Origin of the sequence: Paenibacillus sp. OV219, assembly GCF_900110075.1 — a bacterium.
In the GTDB taxonomy this organism is placed as follows: Bacteria; Bacillota; Bacilli; order Paenibacillales; family Paenibacillaceae; genus Paenibacillus_Z.
Genome location: NZ_FOCJ01000001.1, coordinates 452,251 through 472,538, shown reverse-complemented (window position 1 = coordinate 472,538; position 20,288 = coordinate 452,251). Strand labels below are relative to the sequence as shown.

Below are 20,288 nucleotides of genomic sequence, written 5' to 3'. Positions count from 1 at the left end.
TATGTAAAAATGATCATATCGCAAAACATAGATAAAGTAAACTATTTTAGTCACTTTTAGTTTAGTTTGACTAAATGGTTTATTTGTCAGTCGACATTGTGTATACTGTGTACTAGAAAGCGAGTGTGAGCGCTATGGAGACGACAGGCGGCGAAGCACCGATTTGCCGATATACAGACGAATCTATTCTTAATAAATATGCAGCGAAGCTGCTTCATCCCATCAAAACTAATGGATTGCATAACCTGCGCATGGACGATATTGCCAAGGCGATGGATTTGTCGAAGGCGACCTTGTACAAATATTTCCCTTCGCGGGATGAGATCATCGAGCGGCTTACGGCACTTATTGTCAAATATGTCATCGGCGGCGGCGCTGATGTCGATCTCATCGAAGGCAGCTGTGACGGATATATTGAAGGCTTCCAATCGACGTTCAGCCAGACGTTGCTGATCGCCAACTACGGCACGGAGATCTTCTTCAGAGATTTGCGCGAGATCTATCCGCAGCTGATGGCTTCGATAGACGTGGCGATTAGCGAGCGCAATGCACGGCTTCGGAAGTTTTATGAGCGCGGCATGGCGGAAGGCTACTTGAATTCGCTTAATGCAACGCTGCTTATTCTCGAGGACGAGCTCATGTTCCGGCATTTGCTTGACCCGATGTACTTGATGAAGAATAATTTGACACTACGGAATGCGATTGGCGACTATTATCAAATCAAGAAGCTCCAGTGGTTTAAGCCGAATATTTATGCTTCCTTTGATGATACGCTGATGATGGACAAAATCGAGCATTTAGTTCGCAAAGTGACGTACGGCGTCGCATAAAAAATGGTGGCACAAGGACGAGAGTAACTCGTTCCCTTATGCCACCATTTTTTTGTTCACCTATCATTACGCTTCACTTCTCGGCTTCAGCAGCACATTCATCTGCTCCAGCAGACCGCCGCCGCTGCCCATAAGGGAGATCGTGCCGATCTTCTCGCATATTTTCTCCAGATATTCAAGCTCCTTGAGCCGCATCAGCGTCGCGTTCTCATCCATCAGCTTCGCGGTGTTCAACAGGCTGCGCGTCGACGCGGTCTCTTCCCTTCTCGTTATGAGGTTCGCATGCGCCCGCTTCTCCGCAATGAGCACCGTGTTCAGAATTTCCTTCACATCTCCAGGCAATATGATATCTTTCACCCCGGCAGACAGAAATTGAACGCCATATTCGCCTTGATACTCGCAGAGCCGCTTGTGCACGAAAGCACCGATCTCGTGCTTCATGCGCAGCAGATCGTCCAGCTTCAGCGTGCCGACGTACTCCCGCAAAATAAGCTGCAAGCTCACATAAATTTGTTCCTCCATCGAGCGAATTCGCACCGTCTGCAGTGGATCGATCACTTGATAGTGGCATACGAAGTTAAGCCGCAATGGTACTTTATCCTCTGTAAGTATTTCTTGCCCTGTCATATCTAGCTGCTGCCTGCGCAGATCAACCGTCTTCACCATGACGGCGACGGGACCTCGCCAGAAGTAATATTTGCCTGGCTCAAGGCGGCGAGCGAGCTGATTGTTGAAGTAGAGCAGCCCCGCTTCCTCAGCAGCGACATCATATCCTTGCACAACCGTATTGCCAAGCTTAGGCAGAATCGAACGGTCAATAGCTTCAGGAAGCTCCGGCTCCAGCAGATTCACCCGGATGGTCTGGAATTCTTTAATTCCTCTCCAGAACGCGTATTTGCCCGCTTTGTAGAGACCCGCGAACTTCCCGTCCTCATAGTGCAGCACATATTCCGAGTCGCGAACATCAATGACTTCAAGCGCTTCACGCAACTGCTCATCTTGCAGAAACAGCTGCAAATCTTTGCCTGGCACCTCGAATCGCTTCGTCACGTCGAGCAACTCGACTTTCACATCGTTGAACATAGTGAACCGGTAAGTGCCTGGCTGCAAAAAGCGTGTATAGCTGCCTTTCGTGAAGAGCAGGCCGCGCTGGTCGTTCTGAATTGTAATCGTTCTAAACATCTATAAAACCTCCCTAAAGAGAATCGAAATACATCCTTCATGTGGTTCATCAAGCCAGGAACGCTCCCATGAAGAGGAACGGAGCTAACGCTTGAGAGAGAAGCTTCCGTGCACATTGCTGCCGTAAGCACCTGAGAAAAGTATGCCTCGCTAGCCCCAAACGAGAGGCAGCTGCATAAATAATCACGACTTTCGGCGGTCTGTGCACGCCTCGCTGCAATCGGTATCCGCGAGCTACAAAGCACTTCTCCATCGTGCTCGGCAAGCGAGCGTGAGCGTTCCTTTATGCTGATGAAATAAATGACTCTACACCATAGTTCGCTTAGCAGGCGAGTGGGGAATCGAACCCCTCACAATTGGAGTTCCTGGCGCAGCTCGGTCATCAGTATACGTAGGCACAGGTGCCACGCACTGCGGAACCTTGTTGAAGCTCCAGCCTTGGAAGCCGAGTGCTCTTCGCAGGAACAACTTGATTATCGCCTATGAACGCGGCAGCGAACATGGTGAAAGTATTACGAGTAGCCGCTGCTGTACAGAAAAAAGACCCGCGATTCGACTCGCGGGCCACACTTGCTCTACTATCCTGTTATTTCACTTCACATGCGACGCCGTCACCGTCGCCGTCGAGCTTCCGGTTGTAGCCCGGATCGCCCTTGTGCAGCGGCGCTTTACCCGCTTTGCGAACTTCGGCGCAGCTCTTGTATACCACATCGGCCGCACCGGCGCCGGACGAGTCTTGCGGACTATGCGAGGCTGGAACAGAAGTCTGCTCGCCAGACTCCTCGTCCCCTGTCACCTCGACGGCATCCTCGGCAATGATTGGTGTAATCGCCTCGAACGCGCCGGTATCCTCCCACATGACCTGGAATTGTCGCGCGAATGATTGCGCTACCTCGGCGCTGCGCAGCACCATCAGCACCTCATCGTTATCGGTACTCGCCGATTTCGAATAGTTGAAGGAGCCTGTTGTCGCCGTCTTCCCGTCCACAATCGTCATTTTCAAATGCATTAAGCCGCTGTGCTTGTTGATCTTCAGCGGGATGCCAGCGCTGCCGAGCAGCTTGAGCGCTTCCTTCTGCGACTTGCCCGCCGACTGGATACGGTCGGTAATGATCCGTACAGCAACGCCGCGCTTCTTCGCTTTCTTGATCGCATCGACGATCTCCGGCTTCGTCAAGCTGTAGATCGCAATATCCAGCGTTGTGGCCGCCTCGTTAATGACGCTAATCAACAGCTTATCCGGCTGCTGGTTCGCTTGCGTAAACGCCCACTCCGCATCCATTTCCTTCACCTTGGACGTGCTGTCCGATGAAGCATAAATTGCCCCTGCCGCGACGCAAAGCGCAATAACAAGCGGCACGATAAATTTCAATATTCGCATACTACCCACCCTTTGGATCTCTATTTCCGTTTTAGTTTACCACGATTTCGGCGGGAGACACGAATGCAGACAGCACCAATTTACATCAACTCGCTGCATACTAGTCGCCTCTTGGCTTCATACTATACCAGATTAAGCCAGGAAAGGGGATGATCGGAAATGAAGAGAGACGTAGGTAAAACTGAGACAAGCCTGCTTGCGCGCACGCTGCAATCCTTCGAGAATTGCTCGGACCTCGTCCATCACCATTTCCCGGCTCAACAGCTGCACTTTGTTTATTTCGGGCATCTGACAAGCAAATCGGATCTGCACAACGATGTGCTGAATCCATTTGGCAGCAGTGATACGGGACCTTACGAAATCGAGAAAAAGCTCGGACAATCCCAGTATTCACAAACGATGGATGCCTCCTTGCTCACGACAGGAATCCTTGAAGGGAAAGCCGCTATTTTTTATAAGGATCTCGCCTATTTGTATGATGCTTATAAGCCGGAATCCCGTGCCATCACGAGCAGTGAGTCAGAAACTGTCATAAGCGGACCGCAAGATTCGTTAACCGAGTCGCTTAGCACTAATTTATCGTTAATAAGGCGCCGCTTGAAGGATCCGGGTCTGAAGAGCGTTTCCTTCATTGTCGGAGCGAAGACCAAGACCTCGGTGACCCTGCTCTATCTGGAAGATGTCGCTGACAAAGAACATGTAGAGCTCATACAAAGCAGAATCGAATCGATCCAAACTGATCTCGTGCTCGATACGAATACACTTGTTCAGTATATCTCGCCGAGCCTCTTTCATATCATGCCGCAGTTCCTTACAAGCGTCCGCCCGGATCTCATCGTGAGCAAGCTTGTGGAAGGCAAAGTCGTCGGTCTCATGGATGGCAGTCAGGCTGCCTTCAGCGCGCCGACTACCTTCTTCGAGTTCTTCTCCTCTCCCGAAGATTACTACATGACATGGAACATCGGCTCGGCCATACGGCTGCTGCGAATCATTGCACTGTTCATTACGCTCACAGCTACCGCTTTATATGTAACAATCGTCACCTACCACTATGAGATGATTCCGCCAGAGCTGCTATCCAACTTAATGGAATCACGCAACAAAGTCCCATTCTCACCGCTCATGGAAGCCATCATTATGGAAATAACGATTGAGCTGCTTCGGGAAGCCGGTGCGAGACTGCCAACGAAGATCGGTACGACAATCGGCACTGTCGGCGGTATCGTAATCGGGCAAGCTGCCGTTCAAGCCGGAATAACGAGCAATATTCTCATTATTGCGGTTTCCATCTCAGCGATCGCTTCTTTTGTCATTCCAAGCTACATGATGAGCTCTGCCATAAGATTGCTGCGCTTTGCCATCATCATTCTTGCCGGGTTCTTCGGCAATTTCGGCTTAGTCGTCGGATTGACCATGATATTGATCGAACTATCCGGGCTCAACATGTTTGGCCTTTCCAAGTTGTACCCGTTCGTACCTCCTAAACCGCAGCTGTGGATGGATATGATCATTCGCGGCCCTATAAGGCTGGTTGACAAGGTGCGCCACGAAATTGCAAACAATCCAAAGTTCAATGGGAGGAAAAGCCAATGAGTGCCAAAGTCAGATTTAACCAAATTGTATATGTGTCCATGGCGGCGGAGTACGGGATTACGGCATTCACTCTTCCTCGATTAGTTGCCGTGAACATCGGAACGAACGGTTGGGCAGCTATCCCGTTATTTGGATCCATCGCCGCGATTAACATCGGACTATTTGCACTCGTGTACCACTATGCCAAAGGGGCCGATATCGTAACGATTGCAAGAAGAGTATTGCCTTCTTTTATAACGATCCCGTTATTCTGCCTGCTAGCCGTCCAATGGGGAGTACTGGGGGCGCTTGTCGGCAAAGAATATTTATTAATTTTACGTTCGCTGTCGTTCCCAACCTTAGCACCTTTTTATCTCTATCTGTTGTTCGGCTATTTAGTATTTCTCCTGCTGAGTAAAGGAATCTTCGGCATTTCCAACTCGGCCGTCCTCTTCTTCTTCTTCTCCATTTGGATGCTGCCTTTGATTCCTTACTCCTTGAGTACCGGGTTTCAATTCTCCAGACTGACGACCTTCTGGTTTGAGAATTCACAGCATTCATTCAAAGGTATGGTTGAGATCTACTATGCTTTTCTTGGCTATGAGGTTATGCTGCTCCTCATGCCCTTCTCGGACAAACATACGCGTCTCATCCGCGCATTTCAAATCGGCAACGGCATCTGCACGATACTTTACAGCTTCATGTCCTTTCTGGCAATTGGCTTCTTCAGCTTCGGGCAGCTGAAGCAGCTGTCTTATCCGCTTCTTAATATGCTCTCGAATATCCGCTCCCCGTTCGCACAGCGATTGGACGATATTATTTTCAACTTAACTTTACTCAGAGCTCTGTTTATTACGACGATTTTTATTTGGATGGCATTTGATACGATCAGTAAAATGAGGCCAAATACGAAGAAACAGAAGCTGCCTTATGTCGTAATGATGATCATCTACGTCCTAGTAATGTTCCTTCTCCCTTCGAATTTGGAGCGAACGAGGAAATTTCTATCCCAGATTGGGGCCATCGAGATCGGTGTCGCTTTCTGCCTGCCCCTCCTGCTGCTTCTACTGGTATTTATTCATAAGGTGAAGGAACGGAGAAAATATGCTTAAATTCGCGATTATTTGTATGATGCTCCTGCTTGCAGGGTGCGTGGAGCAGAAGAGACTCGAGGATCTCGGAATGGTGACATCGGCTGCTGCCGATCTCGCGCAAAATCAGGAGAAAGATGCTTCATCAATGAAAATCAATGTCGCAATTGCTATTCCAATTGCGGGACAGACAAAAGGAACGCAGATGAATATTATCCAGACGACAGCGGAGTCAACGAAAGAAGCGCGCCGGAAGCTTAACCGCAAGGTCAGTCAACAGCTCGTATCCGGACAACTGCAAAATTTACTGTTCGGGGAAGAGCTTGCTAAGCATGGCATCATGCATCATTTGGACTCTTATAGACGCGATTACTCCGTCAGCGAACGGATGCGCCTCATTATTACAGAGGGAAGCTCGGTTCAGCTCCTTATGCATCCCTACAGAAGGATCGCATCCATCAGCGATGCGATTAGCGCGTTGATGCTGACGGAACAGAAAGCAAATGTTCTCCCAGCCGGCACCCTCCATGATTTTATTCGCGATTATTTTGATGACGGGATTGACCCGATTTTGCCTCAGATTGCATTAAAGCAGGATGCGATAGAAGTGAGTGGTATTGCGCTGTTCAAAGATGAAAGGTATGTCTCGAATATTGATCCTGATCAATCCATCACATTCTTCATGCTGCTTCGAAGCTTCAAGAACGGCGAAGTGCTCGTTCACATCAAGGACAGCTCTTCAACACATCCGGAGAGAGCAATGCTTACTTCGCTCATAAGCGAAAGAAAATTGTCCGTTCGCCGCGCAGACAATGGCGTTACGCCGCCGGAAGTCGATTTTAAGATCAAGTTGGAAGGCATTATGCTGGAGTATATCGGTGAGCTGAAGCTGGAAAAAGAAGCAGCCAAGAAACAGCTGATAGCCGAGCTGCAGGAGACACTGCAATCCGAAATGGTCGGAATCGTCCGGCGTTTACAGCAGCTTGGCACCGACTCGCTCGGGATCGGCATCGCCGTTCGCAACAGCATGAGCTATGGGGCTTGGAAGAAGCTTAACTGGGAACAAGTCTATCCAAAGACGAAAGTAAATGTCCGGTTACAGCTCCAAATCAAAGATTTCGGCATGATTGAGTCGTAATCATAAGAAGAACGCAGCCGGTGGGGGCTGCGTTCCTCTGTTAAATGTGATTAATATCGCTGCTCTCGATATGCGGCTTCGAGTACCCCTGCTTGGCTACTTTGACCATCGCTCGGCCTAATTGATCCGATGTCGTGACTGAATTCTTGAATGCACGTTCTAGCAGCGGAGCGAAAGGCCTTATAAAGGCATAGATAAACATATACCATCCTGTCCTGGATCTGACGCCATATTTGGGAATAATCGCGCCAGGCCTGAACATATACGCCGCTTTGAAAGGCAGCTTCAGCAAATCATTCTCCGTCTTGCCCTTCACTCTCGCCCACATGCTTCGGCCCTGCTCCGTGCTGTCCGTCCCGCTTCCCGTGACGTAGATGAATGTCATGCCTGGGTTCAAGCGAACTAACATGTGCGCAACGCTGAGTGTGAGGTCGTATGTAATGGAGCGATACTTCTCCTCAGACATCCCTGCAGAGGAGACACCAAGACAGAACAAGCATGCATCGTAACCGGAGAGCTGCGATTCAATCGCCGACAGATCGAGAAGATTCGTATGGACGATCTCTGAAAGCTTCGGATCTTGCTTCCCTGTTCTGCTACGGCCGACGGCGAGTACACGCTCCACTTCAGAATCCAAGAGACATTCTCGCAGCACGCTCTGGCCAACCATGCCTGTAGCACCAAATAACAGCACTTTCATTATCTTCACGTCTCGCTTTCTGCCCTATATAGTAACAACGATAGCACATCGAAGCTGAAAGAGGAAAGTGATGCAAATGGTCGAATAGAGTAGCGTTAACAGCATGATGAGATCAAGAGAGGGCGGCACGCTTGGCTAAGAACAAGTTCCTGGAAAAATATAAAGAGGATCACCAGCATCCGATGAACAAGCTGACACATACGATCGGTATCCCAATGATCGTTATCTCCATACCGGTGCTGATCTTCAGCTGGCAATGGGCGATCATCCTATTCGTACTCGGATGGATCTTACAATTCATCGGGCATGCGTTCGAAGGGAAGAAGCCTTCCTTCTTCTCCAATCCGATCTACCTGCTCGTCGGTCCGATATGGTTCGTTAAGAAGCTGCTCACGGGCAGCGAGGGCAGAAAACAATAATACAATCACGATAAGCTGCAATCTGCTAGGAACATTCCAAGTACGCTGCAGCTTATTTAGTTCACGAAAGACGACTTCTATGCTATGATCATGGTAGTTATTTACAAAATCATATACATCAGCCTTTGACAACTATACGTTGAGGTGTGAGAGATGAATCCAAGAAGCCCTTCACTTCTTTATCCGATTCTATTCGACCGTCACCCTGAGGCTATTCTAACAACCGATCTGGAAGCATTCATCCGCTATGCCAATCCGGCAGCCGTACAAGCATTCGCACATCCTCCTCCACAATCGCTTCTCGGACAACGCATACATACGTTATTCGCACAAGAAGACTTGCCTGACCTGTATCAGCACATCCAGCATGCCATTACTTTCGGCGAAGCGCAGCGTTTCGAGCTTCCGCTTTGGACCAAGGGACATGCCCCTATCCCTCTTCGCATCATGCTCGTACCGCAAGCCGATTCCGCCGATTCCGCCGTTCAAGCACTCACATTTTATATCACAATTTCCAAACAACCCGCGCACCTGAGACAACTTGCCGAGGAACCAGCAGCCTATGACTTTAATCGGATGGAACATCTCTCAACCGTCAGCCAGCTCGCCGCCAGCATTTCCCATGAAGTCCGCAATCCGCTCTCTGTTACGCGAGGCTTTCTGCAGCTGCTCAATACGCCTGGATTAACGTCTGAGAAGAAGAAGGACTATATTAAAATCTCACTGGAGGAGCTCGACCGGGCAGCAAGCATCATTACAGACTATTTATCTTTCGCCAAGCCGATCATTGATGATACAGCGAATTTCTCCCTTTACGACGAGCTCGCGTACATCGCGAAGATGATGGTGCCTTACTCCACCATTCAAGATATTCGCTTCTATCTGCTGAATCAAGCCGAAGGCATTCTTATTTATGGCAGCTCCAAAAAGTTTCGGCAGGCACTAATCAATCTCATCAAGAACGGGATTGAGTCGATGCCAAGCGGAGGTGAGCTGAGACTTGAATGCACGGGAGCAGTGAACGGCATTGCGCATATCGTGATTGCGGACTCCGGAATTGGCATGGATGAAGAGATGCTAAAGCGCGTTGGCAAGCCATTCTTCACGACGAAGGAGAAAGGTACAGGCCTTGGTATGATGGTCGCCTACAGCCTGATTCTAGGGATGAATGGAGAAATCGAGGTCAACAGCAAGGCAGGTGTTGGTACGAGCTTCAACATTTATATGCCGATTATAGAGGAGTTCAAATAAAACAATAGGCAGCGGGGCGTATGTAGCCCAGCTGCCTATTGTCATTAACACTACTTATTTATACTTAAAGTGCTCCACTGAACTATTCAAACGACCCGCCATGGAGGACAGCTCCATGGATGATGCTGCCGTCTCTTCCGCAGCGGCAGCCGACTGCTCACTGATCGCAGCGACCGAGCTAATGGAATACATCACATCATTCGCTCGCTCCGCCTGTCCCTCGCTCTCCCGATAAATCTCGTCGACCTTATTCGCCGTCTTGTTCACATTGCCGACGATTTCGCCGAACGAATCGCGTGTCTGCGCAAACTGAACGACACTATCCCCAACAGCATGCACACTCTTCACGGCGCTCTGCTGCATGCCTTTAATAATGTCCGCGATCTGCTTCGTTGCATCGCCGCTGCGCTCCGCGAGCTTACGCACCTCATCCGCAACAACGGCAAAGCCTCTGCCCTGCTCGCCTGCTCGTGCCGCTTCAATTGCGGCATTTAGCGCAAGCAGATTCGTTTGCTCCGCGATCTCGTTAATAACGTAGATGATCTCACCGATCTGTTTCGAATCACGCTCCAGTTGCTCCATGTGACGATTCACTTCATCCATCTGGCTAAGCGTCAAATTAATTCGGTTCGTACCCTCGAGCGCAATAGACTCGGTCTGTTCTGAAATCTGCTTCGCTTCCTTCGCACTGAACGCAACTACCTTAATGGATCTATCCAAGCTGCCAAACAGATCTGTCATGTTGCTGGCCTGCGTCGCCTGATCGACACTGCCTTTGGCCACCTCATCGGTGCTCATCGAGATTTGATCGGCTGTCGCGGAGACGTTAACTGAAGCACGCGACACTTGTTCAATCATACTGGATAGCCCATCAAGCATCTCATTCATATGAGCCGCAAGGGTGCCGAGCTCATCCTTCGACGTAACGGCAATACGCGGCCGGAAGTCGCCAGTAGCTAGCTTCTTCACGACATCGGTAATATACACAATCGGCTTCACCAAGCGAACCGAGAAAATATAAATCGCTGCGAGTGCAGCAATGGAAGCAATAATCGCAATGAGGAGCGTCGTCGTCATCATGCGGCTAATCGGCGCGGTCATTTCCTTCTCCGGGACAGCCAGCATGACGACAAAGCCTGTTTCCGTTGCATATGCATAGCCAATCTGCTTAACACCGTCTGCTGTCTTGAAGGAATAGTTCGATGGCTTCATTGCTTTAGCATCCTCAAACGCTTGTGCCAGTACGCTAACCCCAACATCAGCGATGTTCTTCTTCATGATGTAAGAATCGTCCGGATAATAGATGAAATTGCCGTTCATGTCCAGCAGCGCAGCGTATCCGGTATCACCGATCTTCGTATCGCGGATAATCTTCGTGGCGTCCGCAATCTCGACGGAGGAGGAATAGAAGCCGTAGGCTTTGCCTTCCTTCATCAGCGGCGCAGCAAGCGGAACGATGATTCTAGACGTATCGACCTTCGAGTATGCAGGCGGCGCGATCGCCGACTTGCCCTCTTTCAGCGTTGGAATATAAGTACGCCCAGAGAGATCAAGCGGTTTGCCGTTATTCAATACCGCATGTGAGCCGTCAAGATCGAGCGAGAATGCGACGCCTTGTGAGAATTCAGCGTTCGTCGCGGCCAGTCCCTGAACAGCTTCCATATGACGGGAAGCATCGCTGCCGAACTGCTGCGCGAATCTTGCCATCGTCTCGAGCTTTGTCCGCTCTTGAATCAAATCCTGATCGAACGACTCCGCAATGGTCTTCGTCGTAAGTGCCAATTCCTTGTCAATCTGTTCACGGAACAGCGTGGAGTTCGGTAAGAAAAATGCGATCGACATTGCAGCTACTATGACAATTACGATAAGCAATGTCACACTTAGTAGCCGATTGCCGAGCTTGCGGAACGTAAATAAGCTAGTTATTTTACCCATTACTGAATTCACATTTGTACCCCCAATTCATCTTCAACATAATCATAGAATAGGAGATAAATGTTAAGAATGTACCGAATTTGATGTAAGCCATTTATTAGATATTTGCATAATAGCTTCCATAAAAGAAAAAAAGACTTCCCGCATCGGCATAGCCGCATGGGAAATCTTTGTTTGTACTAATAGATATGGTAATTTTGGCGACCGGATGTTTTTACCGTATACATCGCCGTATCCGCACTACGTATGAGCGTATCTACATCTTCGCCGCCCCGCTTCGATGTGGCTATACCGATGCTTGGCGTCACCGTCAGCTCGATACCATGAGCCAGAACCGGCTCTTCAAAGGCCAGCAGCACCGCTTCCGCGATTGCAACCGCACGAGTCTCTGAGCGCTCGCCAGTCAACAGAATCGTAAATTCATCGCCTCCCATTCGAGCTGCAATCTCATCTTCGAAGGTACAACGGTTAAGCCGCTCCGCAAACTGCTGCAGCAGCGCATCACCGACATGATGGCCATAACGATCGTTGACGCTTTTGAAATGATCGATATCTAGATAAATAAGCGAAACGGTGCGATCTACCGCCCTCACCTCAGTCAGCGCCTCGGATAAACGCTCCATCAGCATCCGCCGGTTCGGCAATCCCGTCAACAAATCATAATAAGCAAGCCTGTGAATCTTCGCCTGCTGTTCGTAAATTTGGGTGAAATCCTTGGCAATGCCAAATAAGCCCTCGATCTTCTCATTCACAATAATTGGAATTAAGGTCATGTTGAGCGGAATGATTCTCCCGAACCGGTTCATGATCCGAATATCTCCGTTAACGGAGCTACCTAGATGTGCCCCATGAATAAGCTTCATTACCTGTTCCGTGTCTTCCTTCACCACAAAACTTCTTCCCGTCATTAAATGCAGCCCTTCGAGCGTATATCCGAGCATTTCCAATGTCACTTGATTCGCCGATAGGAAGCTGCCTTCGAGATCAAAAGAGCACACCGCATCTGTATTATTGTCGAATAAGCATTTGTACCGCTGCTCATTCTGAATGTTTTCCAGCCGCAGCTTCGTTTGTTCAAGCACGAGCTCAATGAGACGCGTGAACGTCATGATGATTTCCTCATCATCTTCCATTGGAGAAGCAGTAACTCGCTGATAGATGGCGAAGGTCCCCAGCACCTGTTGATCAGACGACCGCACTGGATATGACCAGCAGGACCGCAGCCCGATAGCGAGCGGGATCGCTTTCTCCTTCGACCAGAACGGGTGACGCGCAATATCGTCGACGATGATCGTCTCGTTGCGGTATGCAGCCGTTCCACATGAGCCAGAGGCCGCGCCAATCAAGCTGCCATTCACCGCGTCAACGTAGTGCTGCGGCAGGCTGCGGTTCGCAATCACATAGAGCGAGTTCTTCTCTTGATCAAGCAGCATAATGGAACAAATCCAGCCTGGTACAAGGTCTTCAACCATTTCTATAATGTGATCAAGAACGAGCTTTAGCGGCTCGCCTCTCAGAATATGCTTCAAAATATGCCGTTGTCCTTGAATCATTTTCTCTCTCATGAGATTCAGCTTTACCAGATGGTCAAAATCGGAAAGTGATGAATGACTTGTCGGCTCCATTTTCAACCTCCTATTCATTAAAGATCTTCAAAACAAAGTTAGATCAGCTTCAGTATAGAGGCTACATGTTAAAAAAGTTGACAGCTTTTCGTTAAATTTCTGTTAGTCCAGTTCCCTCTGGCATCCCAAGGTTTTAAAAAACACGCCAGATATGGGCGTGTTTATAGGGATTATGAGTTAGCTCTGAACAACTCGTATCGTGCGGTTGCGCCCCTCATGCTTTGCTTGATACAAAGCTGCATCCGTGAGCGCATACAGCGCCTTCAAGTTGCGGGCATGCTCCGGATACTCCCCAATCCCTACAGAGACGGTAACGTGCCGACCAGATATAACAGGCGTCTTCCTAAGCGCCTCATGCAGACGATCAAGTACGGCATACGCTACATCCGCATCAACCCCAGGCAGCAATAGAATAAACTCTTCACCACCGTAACGGCCGCACACGTCTTCAGCTCGAGAAATTTGAAATAGATTTGTAATGAGTAGCGGAATTAAAACTAGCGTTAAGGCGATCATAATAAACTTGCTCTTCAATGAATTCATCGCTGATGCCCCCCAACCGGTTGAAATGAGCAGTATAACTGCACCTCTCTCTGTGTTAAGAGTATAGCAATATTTATCGACAAAATCCGCTTTTTTTTGACAAATTCCTGCTTATACGTGATTATTTCTATTTCTTCAAAAGAGCGCACAAACACCCCGAGCACGCGCCAACAGATGTACCCAGGGGTGTTCATTCGATCATTTAAACTTCCCGTACGTTGAAGAATGACAGGCTTACTTTATTTGTGCAAATGATCCGTAATAATCTGAATCATCCTCGTGTCATCGTATGGCTTCGTAATGATGCCATTCATACCGACAGCCAAATAGCGGCGATGGTCCGATTCCATCACGTTCGCTGTAACCGCGATAATCGGCACATTCTGATAGCGGGTTTGCTCACGTATCCGCAGCGTCGCTTCAATTCCGTCCATCTCCGGCATATGCACATCCATCAGGATGAGATCATAGCTGCGATCCGCAAGCATCGCCAGCGTCTGAACGCCATTGGCGACGATATCGAGCTTGAAGCTGCGACTTTCAAGGATCTCTCTCACAATAATTTGGTTAATCTCGTTATCTTCTGCGACTAAGATATATCCGGTTTGAACGACTGCTACCTCCGATGCCGCTGCAGCCTCTTCGACCACTTCTGCCAAGCTCGCTTCCACCATTGAGCAAGTAAGCTCGAATGTAAAACGGCTGCCTTGTCCATACTCGCTCTCCACCTGAAGGCTGCTGTCCATCAGTGACAACAGCTGCTCGCTTATGACAAGGCCAAGTCCAGTACCACCATACATGCGGGCAATTGCGGGACTTCCCTGTTTGAACGGTTGAAACAAGCTCGTCAGATGCTCTTCTTTCATCCCGATGCCCGTATCCTGCACGGAGAATCGAAGCCGAGCTTCTTGCCCCGCCGCTTCGATCGCAAGGAGTTGGACTTTAATTTCTACTTGACCCCGCGCCGTGAATTTGATCGCATTGCTGCATAGATTGAGCATAATTTGTTCCAAGCGCAGCTCGTCGGCTTGAACGATTGCCGGACAATGCTCGTCAATTAGTACGCGAACATCGATTGGCTTACTGCCGACAAGGACGATTAAGGTCTCTGTTAGCCTGTCCGCCCAAGCACGAATCCGGAAGTCATCCAGATGAAGATCCAGCTTCTCAGATTCCACTTTCGAGAAGTCCAAGATATCATTGATGATGCCCATCAATATCCGTGATGATGACTGCATCCCCTTCAAGTAACCGGATTGTTGACTCGTTAAGCTTGTTTTCTGGAGCAGCTGAGAGAGTCCGACAATCCCGTTCAGAGGCGTTCGGATCTCATGACTCATCTTCGCAAGGAATCGCGTCTTCGCTTCGCTTGCCGCATCCGCCTCTAGGCGGCGCCGCTCGTTCTGGGCCGCATCCCGCTCTGCGATCACCTTCTCCGTGATATCGATGAACGTGCCGATGACTTCAACAACGATACCTTGCTCCGACCTGACCGGCTTCAGAAACACCATAATATCGCGGTTCATCAGCTCGCTCTGGAAGAGCGCTTCTTCACCGGCCCAAGCCTGCTCATAATACATAACGGTATTCGGCCTCATCATCGCTGGCGTGAATGGCTTCTCAAGCAAGAAGTCATGCGTCTGTTGAACCGACTCAAAGAACAGCCCTTCCGCCATCGTATGTAAGAAGCTTCCATCGCTCAGGCGAATGTACTTGAAAGTAAGTCCCGGCTGCATGCGCAGCAACTCAACCATATCCTTGCGCAGCTTATTCATGCCGGACATGAGGTTAAATGTACGCAGCAGAAACTCTTGATAGCCCGCTACGACGATCGTGGCAATGATGTTCGCAGCGCTATAAGGAAGAGTATAGTGATAGAAGGGCATATGATACATACTAGAAAATACACCCAGTATCAAACTATTGGTTATCGTAATGAGCAGCCATCGGCTCCAATGCCCTTTCGTTCTCGCGTAGAAGTAGGAGCTGGCCAAGCAGATCAGAAGTCCGACCATCAGAACCCTTGGCAGTGAAGAGATATCCATCATCACACGCGGAATGCTGATAATAACTAATGCAGTTAAGCTGGAGTTCAGCCCTCCGAACGAGACGGCAAGGAGCAGCGCAACCGATCGCACATCAAATACGAAACCGTTATAAGCGATCCCGTTGTACATCAGCAGAATACCGAGCAGGCCGCATACCACGCCAAGAATCAGCTTTTTCCTTGTATCCAGCTCTATATCAGTACGAAACCAATAGAAGAACCTTGTTAGAAAAAAGAGAAAGAAGGTTAATAGAAACAGACTGAGCGCGAAGTCTTTAATCACAATTTAGCCTCCTCATCTGTGCAAAGTCATTCCGCTAATAACTTGCTATTTGGACCGTTTCCGATAAATAATATTATCGTACATATTTATGACTAATAAGGCGGTGTTCATTGTGACGCAATCTGGCGCTGGCATTCAAGCCATCGAAATCAGCATGTCCATCCAAGGCAATCCGTTCGTCATCTATCCAACAGTTCTATGGGATGAGCAGGAAATCATTCTCGTTGATACCGGACTTCCAGGCCAAGTGGATGTCATTCGCGCCGCGTTCAACAAAGCTTCGATCCCGTTCGAGAAATTGACCAAGATCATCATCACGCATCAGGACCGCGATCATATCGGTAGCTTGCCGGAGCTTAAACGTCTGTTTGGCGATCAAGTGCAGGTCATCGCCCATGAAGTTGCCGTACCCTACCTAACCGGTAAGGAACCGCTTGTAAAGAGCAAGTCTCTCGCAGAGCCGGTGCACGTCGATGCGGTGCTGCATGACGGAGATATTCTTCCGTATGCTGGCGGCATTCAGGTCGTGTTCACGCCAGGCCATACGCCTGATCACACATCGCTCTACCATATCCCAAGCCAAACTTTAATTGCCGGTGATGCCCTTACGGCTGGGGACGGTGTGCTGCAAACATTCAACCCGGCATTTACACCTGACCCGAAGACCGCGCTGCAATCCATCACGAAGTTTCAAGCGCTTGAGCTTAGCAGTGTTATTGCTTATCACGGCGGCGTATGCACAGACAATTTGCAAGAGCGGCTGCAAGCGATCGTTACTTCGCCTCAGTCATAGCAGAACCTTAGTCGCTATAGGGAAGGCGGTTTTCCGGCTATCTGTTACACAGACGCAGCCATGGAAAACCGCCTTCTTTTTTCTTTTCTTGAGCTAACGGGAATGCCGCACAAGGCTCGCAATCGAGTCCAACACTTCTTTCAGCTTGTCCTCGAGCGTATCCAGTACAACCTCCAGCTTCGCATATTTGCCCTCATGGATCATCGTCTCCAGCTTGAGCGCCGCCATATGCAGTGCATTTGCGCCAATGTTAGCCGCAACGCCCTTCAACGTGTGCGTTAGGAAGCGCGCTCCGTCAATATCGCCCACTGAGAAGGCAGAGGAAATGTCCTTCACCGCCCCGGCTGACTTTGCTGCAAACTGGCTGAGAATATGCAGATAAGATTGCGGCTTCATATGATACCGCGCCATGAACTGGCTAATATCAAGACCCGGAAGCTGATCAGGCAGCTGTGACATGTCGCTTGTCTGCTGCTGTGCTGTTACCGGTACAACGACGGATTTGGATTGTAGAATGAGCTTCTGCAGCATGACGAACAATTCAATCGGCTCGAAAGGCTTCGTAATATAACCGTCCATACCCGCTTCTAGCACTTTATCGTGAACGCCCTTCATCGCGTCGGCTGTCATTGCAATGATCGGAATACGGTACTCGCTTGCCGCCGCAACCTCCGATTCCCGAATCTTCCGCGTCGCCTCATAGCCATCCATAATAGGCATTTGCACATCCATCAGAATGGCATCGAACTTATGCGCTGCCGCTGTTTTCTCGACTGCTTGAAGCCCATTCTCGGCAATGTCGACCATTACACCGGTCTCTTCCAGAATCGACCTCGCGACATGCTGGTTGATCTCATTATCTTCAACGAGCAGGACACGTGCGGCATTCAGCATCGCGAACTTCTCCATGCCCTCCTGCTGCACCGTTCCTCCGGCAACCGATGATGGCTTCTGTCTGATCACAGAAGTTATTTCATTGTACAGCTGGGATTGGCTGATCGGATAAGGGAGCACCCTGTCGAGGTCCGTATCGTCCAGATGGCGCTGCAGCTCATAATTATGCGTATCGCTAATAAGTGCAATCGTCTTCTTCAGGAAGGGGAACGCCTCATAAATCTGCTTGAATACTTCCGTTCCATCGTGATCTCTAAGCTTCCAATCAATAAGCAGCAAATCATAGCCGCCATACTTATGAATGCTGTCAAACGCCTCTGTCGCAGACGTTGCAATGGTGACAATGTACTGGAACTGCTCCAGCTGTTGCTTCATAACAAGCTGCATCTGATGATTATCGCAAACGAGCAGAACGCGCAGGTACGTCGAATTCATCTGGCGAATTTCCTTGAATAGATCGTAATCGCCTTCCTCGAACAAAGCGGTGAACGTAAAGCAGCTGCCATGTCCGATCTCGCTCTCGAGCGCAATCGTACCACTCATCAGTTCGATAAGACTTTTGCTAATAACAAGACCAAGTCCCGTACCGCCGTATTTGCGCGTCGTGCTCATATCCCCTTGCGAGAATGTCTTGAACAGATGCTCTTGCTCCGCTGGCGAGATGCCGATACCCGTGTCCGTCACTTGGAACTGTAGCTTTATTCTATTCGCCTGCTGCTCTAACACACTGACAGCAACGGTTACTTCCCCTTGCTCCGTGAATTTGACTGCGTTGTTAACAAGATTGAGCAGCACTTGATTGAGCCGGAACGGATCACCATGCAGCACTTGCGGCACTTCATGATGAATGGAGATATGCATGCGCAGCCCTTTGTCAAACGCCTTGAAGCTGACCATATTCGAGATGTTGTTCAGCACCTCGTACAAATCAAAATCGATATACTCAAGCGTAATCATCTTCGCTTCTACTTTGGAGAAATCCAGAATGTCGTTAATGATTGTCAGCAAGCCTTTCGCTGACTGAATCGTCATATCGACGTAATCGAGCTGCTTATCGGACATCACGGTCTTCTGCAACAAATAGTTGTACCCGACAATGGCGTTCAGCGGGGTCCGAATTTCGTGGCTCATATTGGCAAGAAACTCGCCCTTAGCCCGGCTTGCGCTCTCAGCCAATTCTTTGGCCTCACTGAGCTGAAGATTCTTTAGCGCCAACTCCTGTGTGCGCTCCTCAATGAGATCCTCCAGATGGTCCTTGTGCTCCCGAAGCGCATCTTCCGCCCGCTTGCGGAGCGTCCTGGTGAGCAGCAGCACCATAACAAGCACAAATTCCAGGACCGCTAGCGCGACACCACCGATCATGTACCAGTGATACTGCTCCCATATGGTCGGATTCTTGTACAGAATATCGCTACCCTTCGGCAGTTGACTCTCCTTAATGCCCCATTTTGCAAGCGCTCTCCAATCAACTTGGACTGCTCGATCGCTAATCATGACCGTCTCCAGATCGCTAGCAGGCTCCCCTTGAAGGATCAGCTTGGCGCGCTGCGCAGCCGTGACGCCGATGTCGGCAAAGTTGTGCATGGCACCGCCGACAATACCGTTCCCCATGAATTGAGTGAAAGGCGAATAGACCGGCATATGTGACACTGCTATGATCTTCTTCACAACTTCGGCTGGAATATAGGATTTGCCCGTCTTATCCTGAAATAGAAAAACAAACAGGATCGCTGCATGAACGCCTTCCGCTTGCTGCAGTTTATCTAGCAACTGCGAATAAGTAAGACCGTTCAAGTATTCCAACTGCACTTGATTCTCGTAACGAGCCGTTTCTGACTTCGCCATCCTCAGCGCAGTCTGTTCATTAGGTGAGCTGCCGATAACGACATAGATTTTATCCGTCTGCGGTTTCGACTTTTTAATAAGATCAATTGTGCCAGACAACTCGAAATCTCCGATTACGCCGGTATAATTGGCCGGCATCGGGTCAGGTAGTACGCCTTCATACTCATTGTAGGCGTAGATGACAGGTACACCAGGAAATAACTGCTCACCGAATTTCTTCATAAATGGCAGCATCGCGTAGCTCGTCGTCACGAGCAAGTCAGGCTGATTAAGCTCATATTTCTGTTTCAGCAGCGACACAATCGTCTGTTCGTAGCCTGGCTGAGAGCCAAACCTGGTCAAATCCAAATAATCTTGATATATCGTAACATCCGCCTGGGCCTTAAGCTCACTTGCAAACGCATCCCCGAACAGCTTGGTTGTTGGATAATCCGGGGCAGCCGAATGTAGAATAAGTACTTTTTTGTCAGATATCTGCTGATCGGTTTCAAAAGCGTAACTATAAGGCACTGCCGTAGAGAGCATCAACATGAGCGCGAATAGAGCTAGTACAATCGTTCGGTTCAATCCAGTCTTGCAATGGCTGGTCATGTGCTCGCTCCGCCTTCCTTGCTTATCGAAATGGAAATAAGTTTCCTTGCTTTCCACCATTGTATTGAATGAACGGCGAAAAAGTAAAGGAATTTTGTCGATTCATGTCAGATACGCGTCGAAAAAGGAAATTCATAGAAAAAACCCGTTAAAAGGGAGAATATCACC

General features: G+C 49.3%; 15 protein-coding genes. 7 read left to right on the top strand and 8 right to left on the bottom strand.

From position 1 onward, the window contains the following. Positions 1-134 precede the first annotated feature (134 nt). Entirely contained in the window at positions 135-830 is a 696-nt protein-coding gene (locus tag BMY11_RS01915) for a TetR/AcrR family transcriptional regulator (protein WP_090572778.1), read from the top strand. A 66-nt stretch (positions 831-896) separates the two neighbouring features. Here BMY11_RS01915 and BMY11_RS01910 read toward each other — a convergent pair whose 3' ends face one another. Beyond that, positions 897-2,012 carry a slipin family protein gene (locus BMY11_RS01910; RefSeq protein ID WP_090572777.1) on the bottom strand — a complete coding sequence of 372 codons (1,116 nt, stop codon included), beginning with the start codon at positions 2,010-2,012 and terminating at the stop codon, positions 897-899. A gap of 586 nt (positions 2,013-2,598) precedes the next feature. Next, a complete protein-coding gene (locus BMY11_RS01905) occupies positions 2,599-3,393 on the bottom strand; it encodes a phospholipase D-like domain-containing protein (protein WP_143069196.1) in 795 nt (264 codons plus the stop codon). Positions 3,394-3,552: 159 nt separating this feature from the next. On the opposite strand from BMY11_RS01905, the gene BMY11_RS01900 reads away from it, so the two are divergent. The 3 genes from BMY11_RS01900 to BMY11_RS01890 are packed head-to-tail and all read left to right on the top strand — an operon-like array spanning position 3,553 to position 7,194. Next, positions 3,553-4,986 carry a spore germination protein gene (locus BMY11_RS01900; RefSeq protein ID WP_090572776.1) on the top strand — a complete coding sequence of 478 codons (1,434 nt, stop codon included), beginning with the start codon at positions 3,553-3,555 and terminating at the stop codon, positions 4,984-4,986. Next, positions 4,983-6,077 carry a GerAB/ArcD/ProY family transporter gene (locus BMY11_RS01895; protein ID WP_090572775.1) on the top strand — a complete coding sequence of 365 codons (1,095 nt, stop codon included), beginning with the start codon at positions 4,983-4,985 and terminating at the stop codon, positions 6,075-6,077. The genes BMY11_RS01900 and BMY11_RS01895 overlap by 4 nt, the downstream gene beginning before the upstream one ends. Next, positions 6,070-7,194, top strand: a complete 1,125-nt coding sequence (locus tag BMY11_RS01890; protein ID WP_090572774.1) for a Ger(x)C family spore germination protein — start codon at positions 6,070-6,072, stop codon at positions 7,192-7,194. Before BMY11_RS01895 ends, BMY11_RS01890 begins: the two co-directional genes overlap by 8 nt. Before the next feature lie 40 nt (positions 7,195-7,234). Here the strand turns inward: BMY11_RS01890 and BMY11_RS01885 are convergent, their stop codons facing one another. Continuing rightward, positions 7,235-7,894: an NAD-dependent epimerase/dehydratase family protein gene (locus tag BMY11_RS01885; protein ID WP_090572773.1), complete on the bottom strand. Its 660-nt coding sequence runs from the start codon at positions 7,892-7,894 to the stop codon at positions 7,235-7,237. A gap of 131 nt (positions 7,895-8,025) precedes the next feature. Between BMY11_RS01885 and BMY11_RS01880 the strand changes: the two genes are divergently transcribed. Both BMY11_RS01880 and BMY11_RS01875 read left to right on the top strand, forming a co-directional pair. Continuing rightward, entirely contained in the window at positions 8,026-8,313 is a 288-nt protein-coding gene (locus tag BMY11_RS01880) for an Mpo1-like protein (RefSeq protein WP_090572772.1), read from the top strand. A gap of 153 nt (positions 8,314-8,466) precedes the next feature. Further along, on the top strand, positions 8,467-9,564 hold the full coding sequence (locus tag BMY11_RS01875) for an ATP-binding protein (protein ID WP_090572771.1): 1,098 nt from the start codon (positions 8,467-8,469) through the stop codon (positions 9,562-9,564). 54 nt (positions 9,565-9,618) lie between these two features. Here BMY11_RS01875 and BMY11_RS01870 read toward each other — a convergent pair whose 3' ends face one another. From BMY11_RS01870 to BMY11_RS01850, 4 genes are all read right to left on the bottom strand, one after another. Next, a complete protein-coding gene (locus tag BMY11_RS01870) occupies positions 9,619-11,511 on the bottom strand; it encodes a methyl-accepting chemotaxis protein (RefSeq protein ID WP_090572770.1) in 1,893 nt (630 codons plus the stop codon). Positions 11,512-11,678: 167 nt separating this feature from the next. Beyond that, complete coding sequence (locus BMY11_RS01865) at positions 11,679-13,124, bottom strand: diguanylate cyclase domain-containing protein (RefSeq protein WP_177182459.1); 1,446 nt, start codon at positions 13,122-13,124, stop codon at positions 11,679-11,681. Between the two features lie 177 nt (positions 13,125-13,301). Continuing rightward, complete coding sequence (locus tag BMY11_RS01860; RefSeq protein ID WP_090572768.1) at positions 13,302-13,667, bottom strand: GGDEF domain-containing protein; 366 nt, start codon at positions 13,665-13,667, stop codon at positions 13,302-13,304. A 239-nt stretch (positions 13,668-13,906) separates the two neighbouring features. Beyond that, positions 13,907-15,997 carry a response regulator gene (locus BMY11_RS01850; protein WP_090572766.1) on the bottom strand — a complete coding sequence of 697 codons (2,091 nt, stop codon included), beginning with the start codon at positions 15,995-15,997 and terminating at the stop codon, positions 13,907-13,909. A gap of 112 nt (positions 15,998-16,109) precedes the next feature. Here BMY11_RS01850 and BMY11_RS01845 point away from each other — a divergent pair, with 112 nt between their 5' ends. Next, entirely contained in the window at positions 16,110-16,790 is a 681-nt protein-coding gene (locus BMY11_RS01845) for an MBL fold metallo-hydrolase (RefSeq protein ID WP_090572765.1), read from the top strand. 93 nt (positions 16,791-16,883) lie between these two features. Here BMY11_RS01845 and BMY11_RS01840 read toward each other — a convergent pair whose 3' ends face one another. After that, positions 16,884-20,120, bottom strand: a complete 3,237-nt coding sequence (locus tag BMY11_RS01840) for an ABC transporter substrate binding protein (RefSeq protein ID WP_177182458.1) — start codon at positions 20,118-20,120, stop codon at positions 16,884-16,886. Between the last annotated feature and the right edge of the window lie 168 nt (positions 20,121-20,288).

What these genes read in the sequence shown, in the direction of transcription:
- BMY11_RS01895 (WP_090572775.1), top strand. Translation starts at nt 4,983, where the DNA reads ATGAGTGCCAAAGTCAGATTTAACCAAATTGTATATGTGTCCATGGCG.
- BMY11_RS01860 (WP_090572768.1), bottom strand. Translation starts at nt 13,667, where the DNA reads ATGAATTCATTGAAGAGCAAGTTTATTATGATCGCCTTAACGCTAGTT.
- BMY11_RS01840 (WP_177182458.1), bottom strand. Translation starts at nt 20,120, where the DNA reads ATGACCAGCCATTGCAAGACTGGATTGAACCGAACGATTGTACTAGCT.
- BMY11_RS01900 (WP_090572776.1), top strand. Translation starts at nt 3,553, where the DNA reads ATGAAGAGAGACGTAGGTAAAACTGAGACAAGCCTGCTTGCGCGCACG.
- BMY11_RS01885 (WP_090572773.1), bottom strand. Translation starts at nt 7,894, where the DNA reads ATGAAAGTGCTGTTATTTGGTGCTACAGGCATGGTTGGCCAGAGCGTG.
- BMY11_RS01865 (WP_177182459.1), bottom strand. Translation starts at nt 13,124, where the DNA reads ATGGAGCCGACAAGTCATTCATCACTTTCCGATTTTGACCATCTGGTA.
- BMY11_RS01910 (WP_090572777.1), bottom strand. Translation starts at nt 2,012, where the DNA reads ATGTTTAGAACGATTACAATTCAGAACGACCAGCGCGGCCTGCTCTTC.
- BMY11_RS01905 (WP_143069196.1), bottom strand. Translation starts at nt 3,393, where the DNA reads ATGCGAATATTGAAATTTATCGTGCCGCTTGTTATTGCGCTTTGCGTC.
- BMY11_RS01915 (WP_090572778.1), top strand. Translation starts at nt 135, where the DNA reads ATGGAGACGACAGGCGGCGAAGCACCGATTTGCCGATATACAGACGAA.
- BMY11_RS01890 (WP_090572774.1), top strand. Translation starts at nt 6,070, where the DNA reads ATGCTTAAATTCGCGATTATTTGTATGATGCTCCTGCTTGCAGGGTGC.
- BMY11_RS01875 (WP_090572771.1), top strand. Translation starts at nt 8,467, where the DNA reads ATGAATCCAAGAAGCCCTTCACTTCTTTATCCGATTCTATTCGACCGT.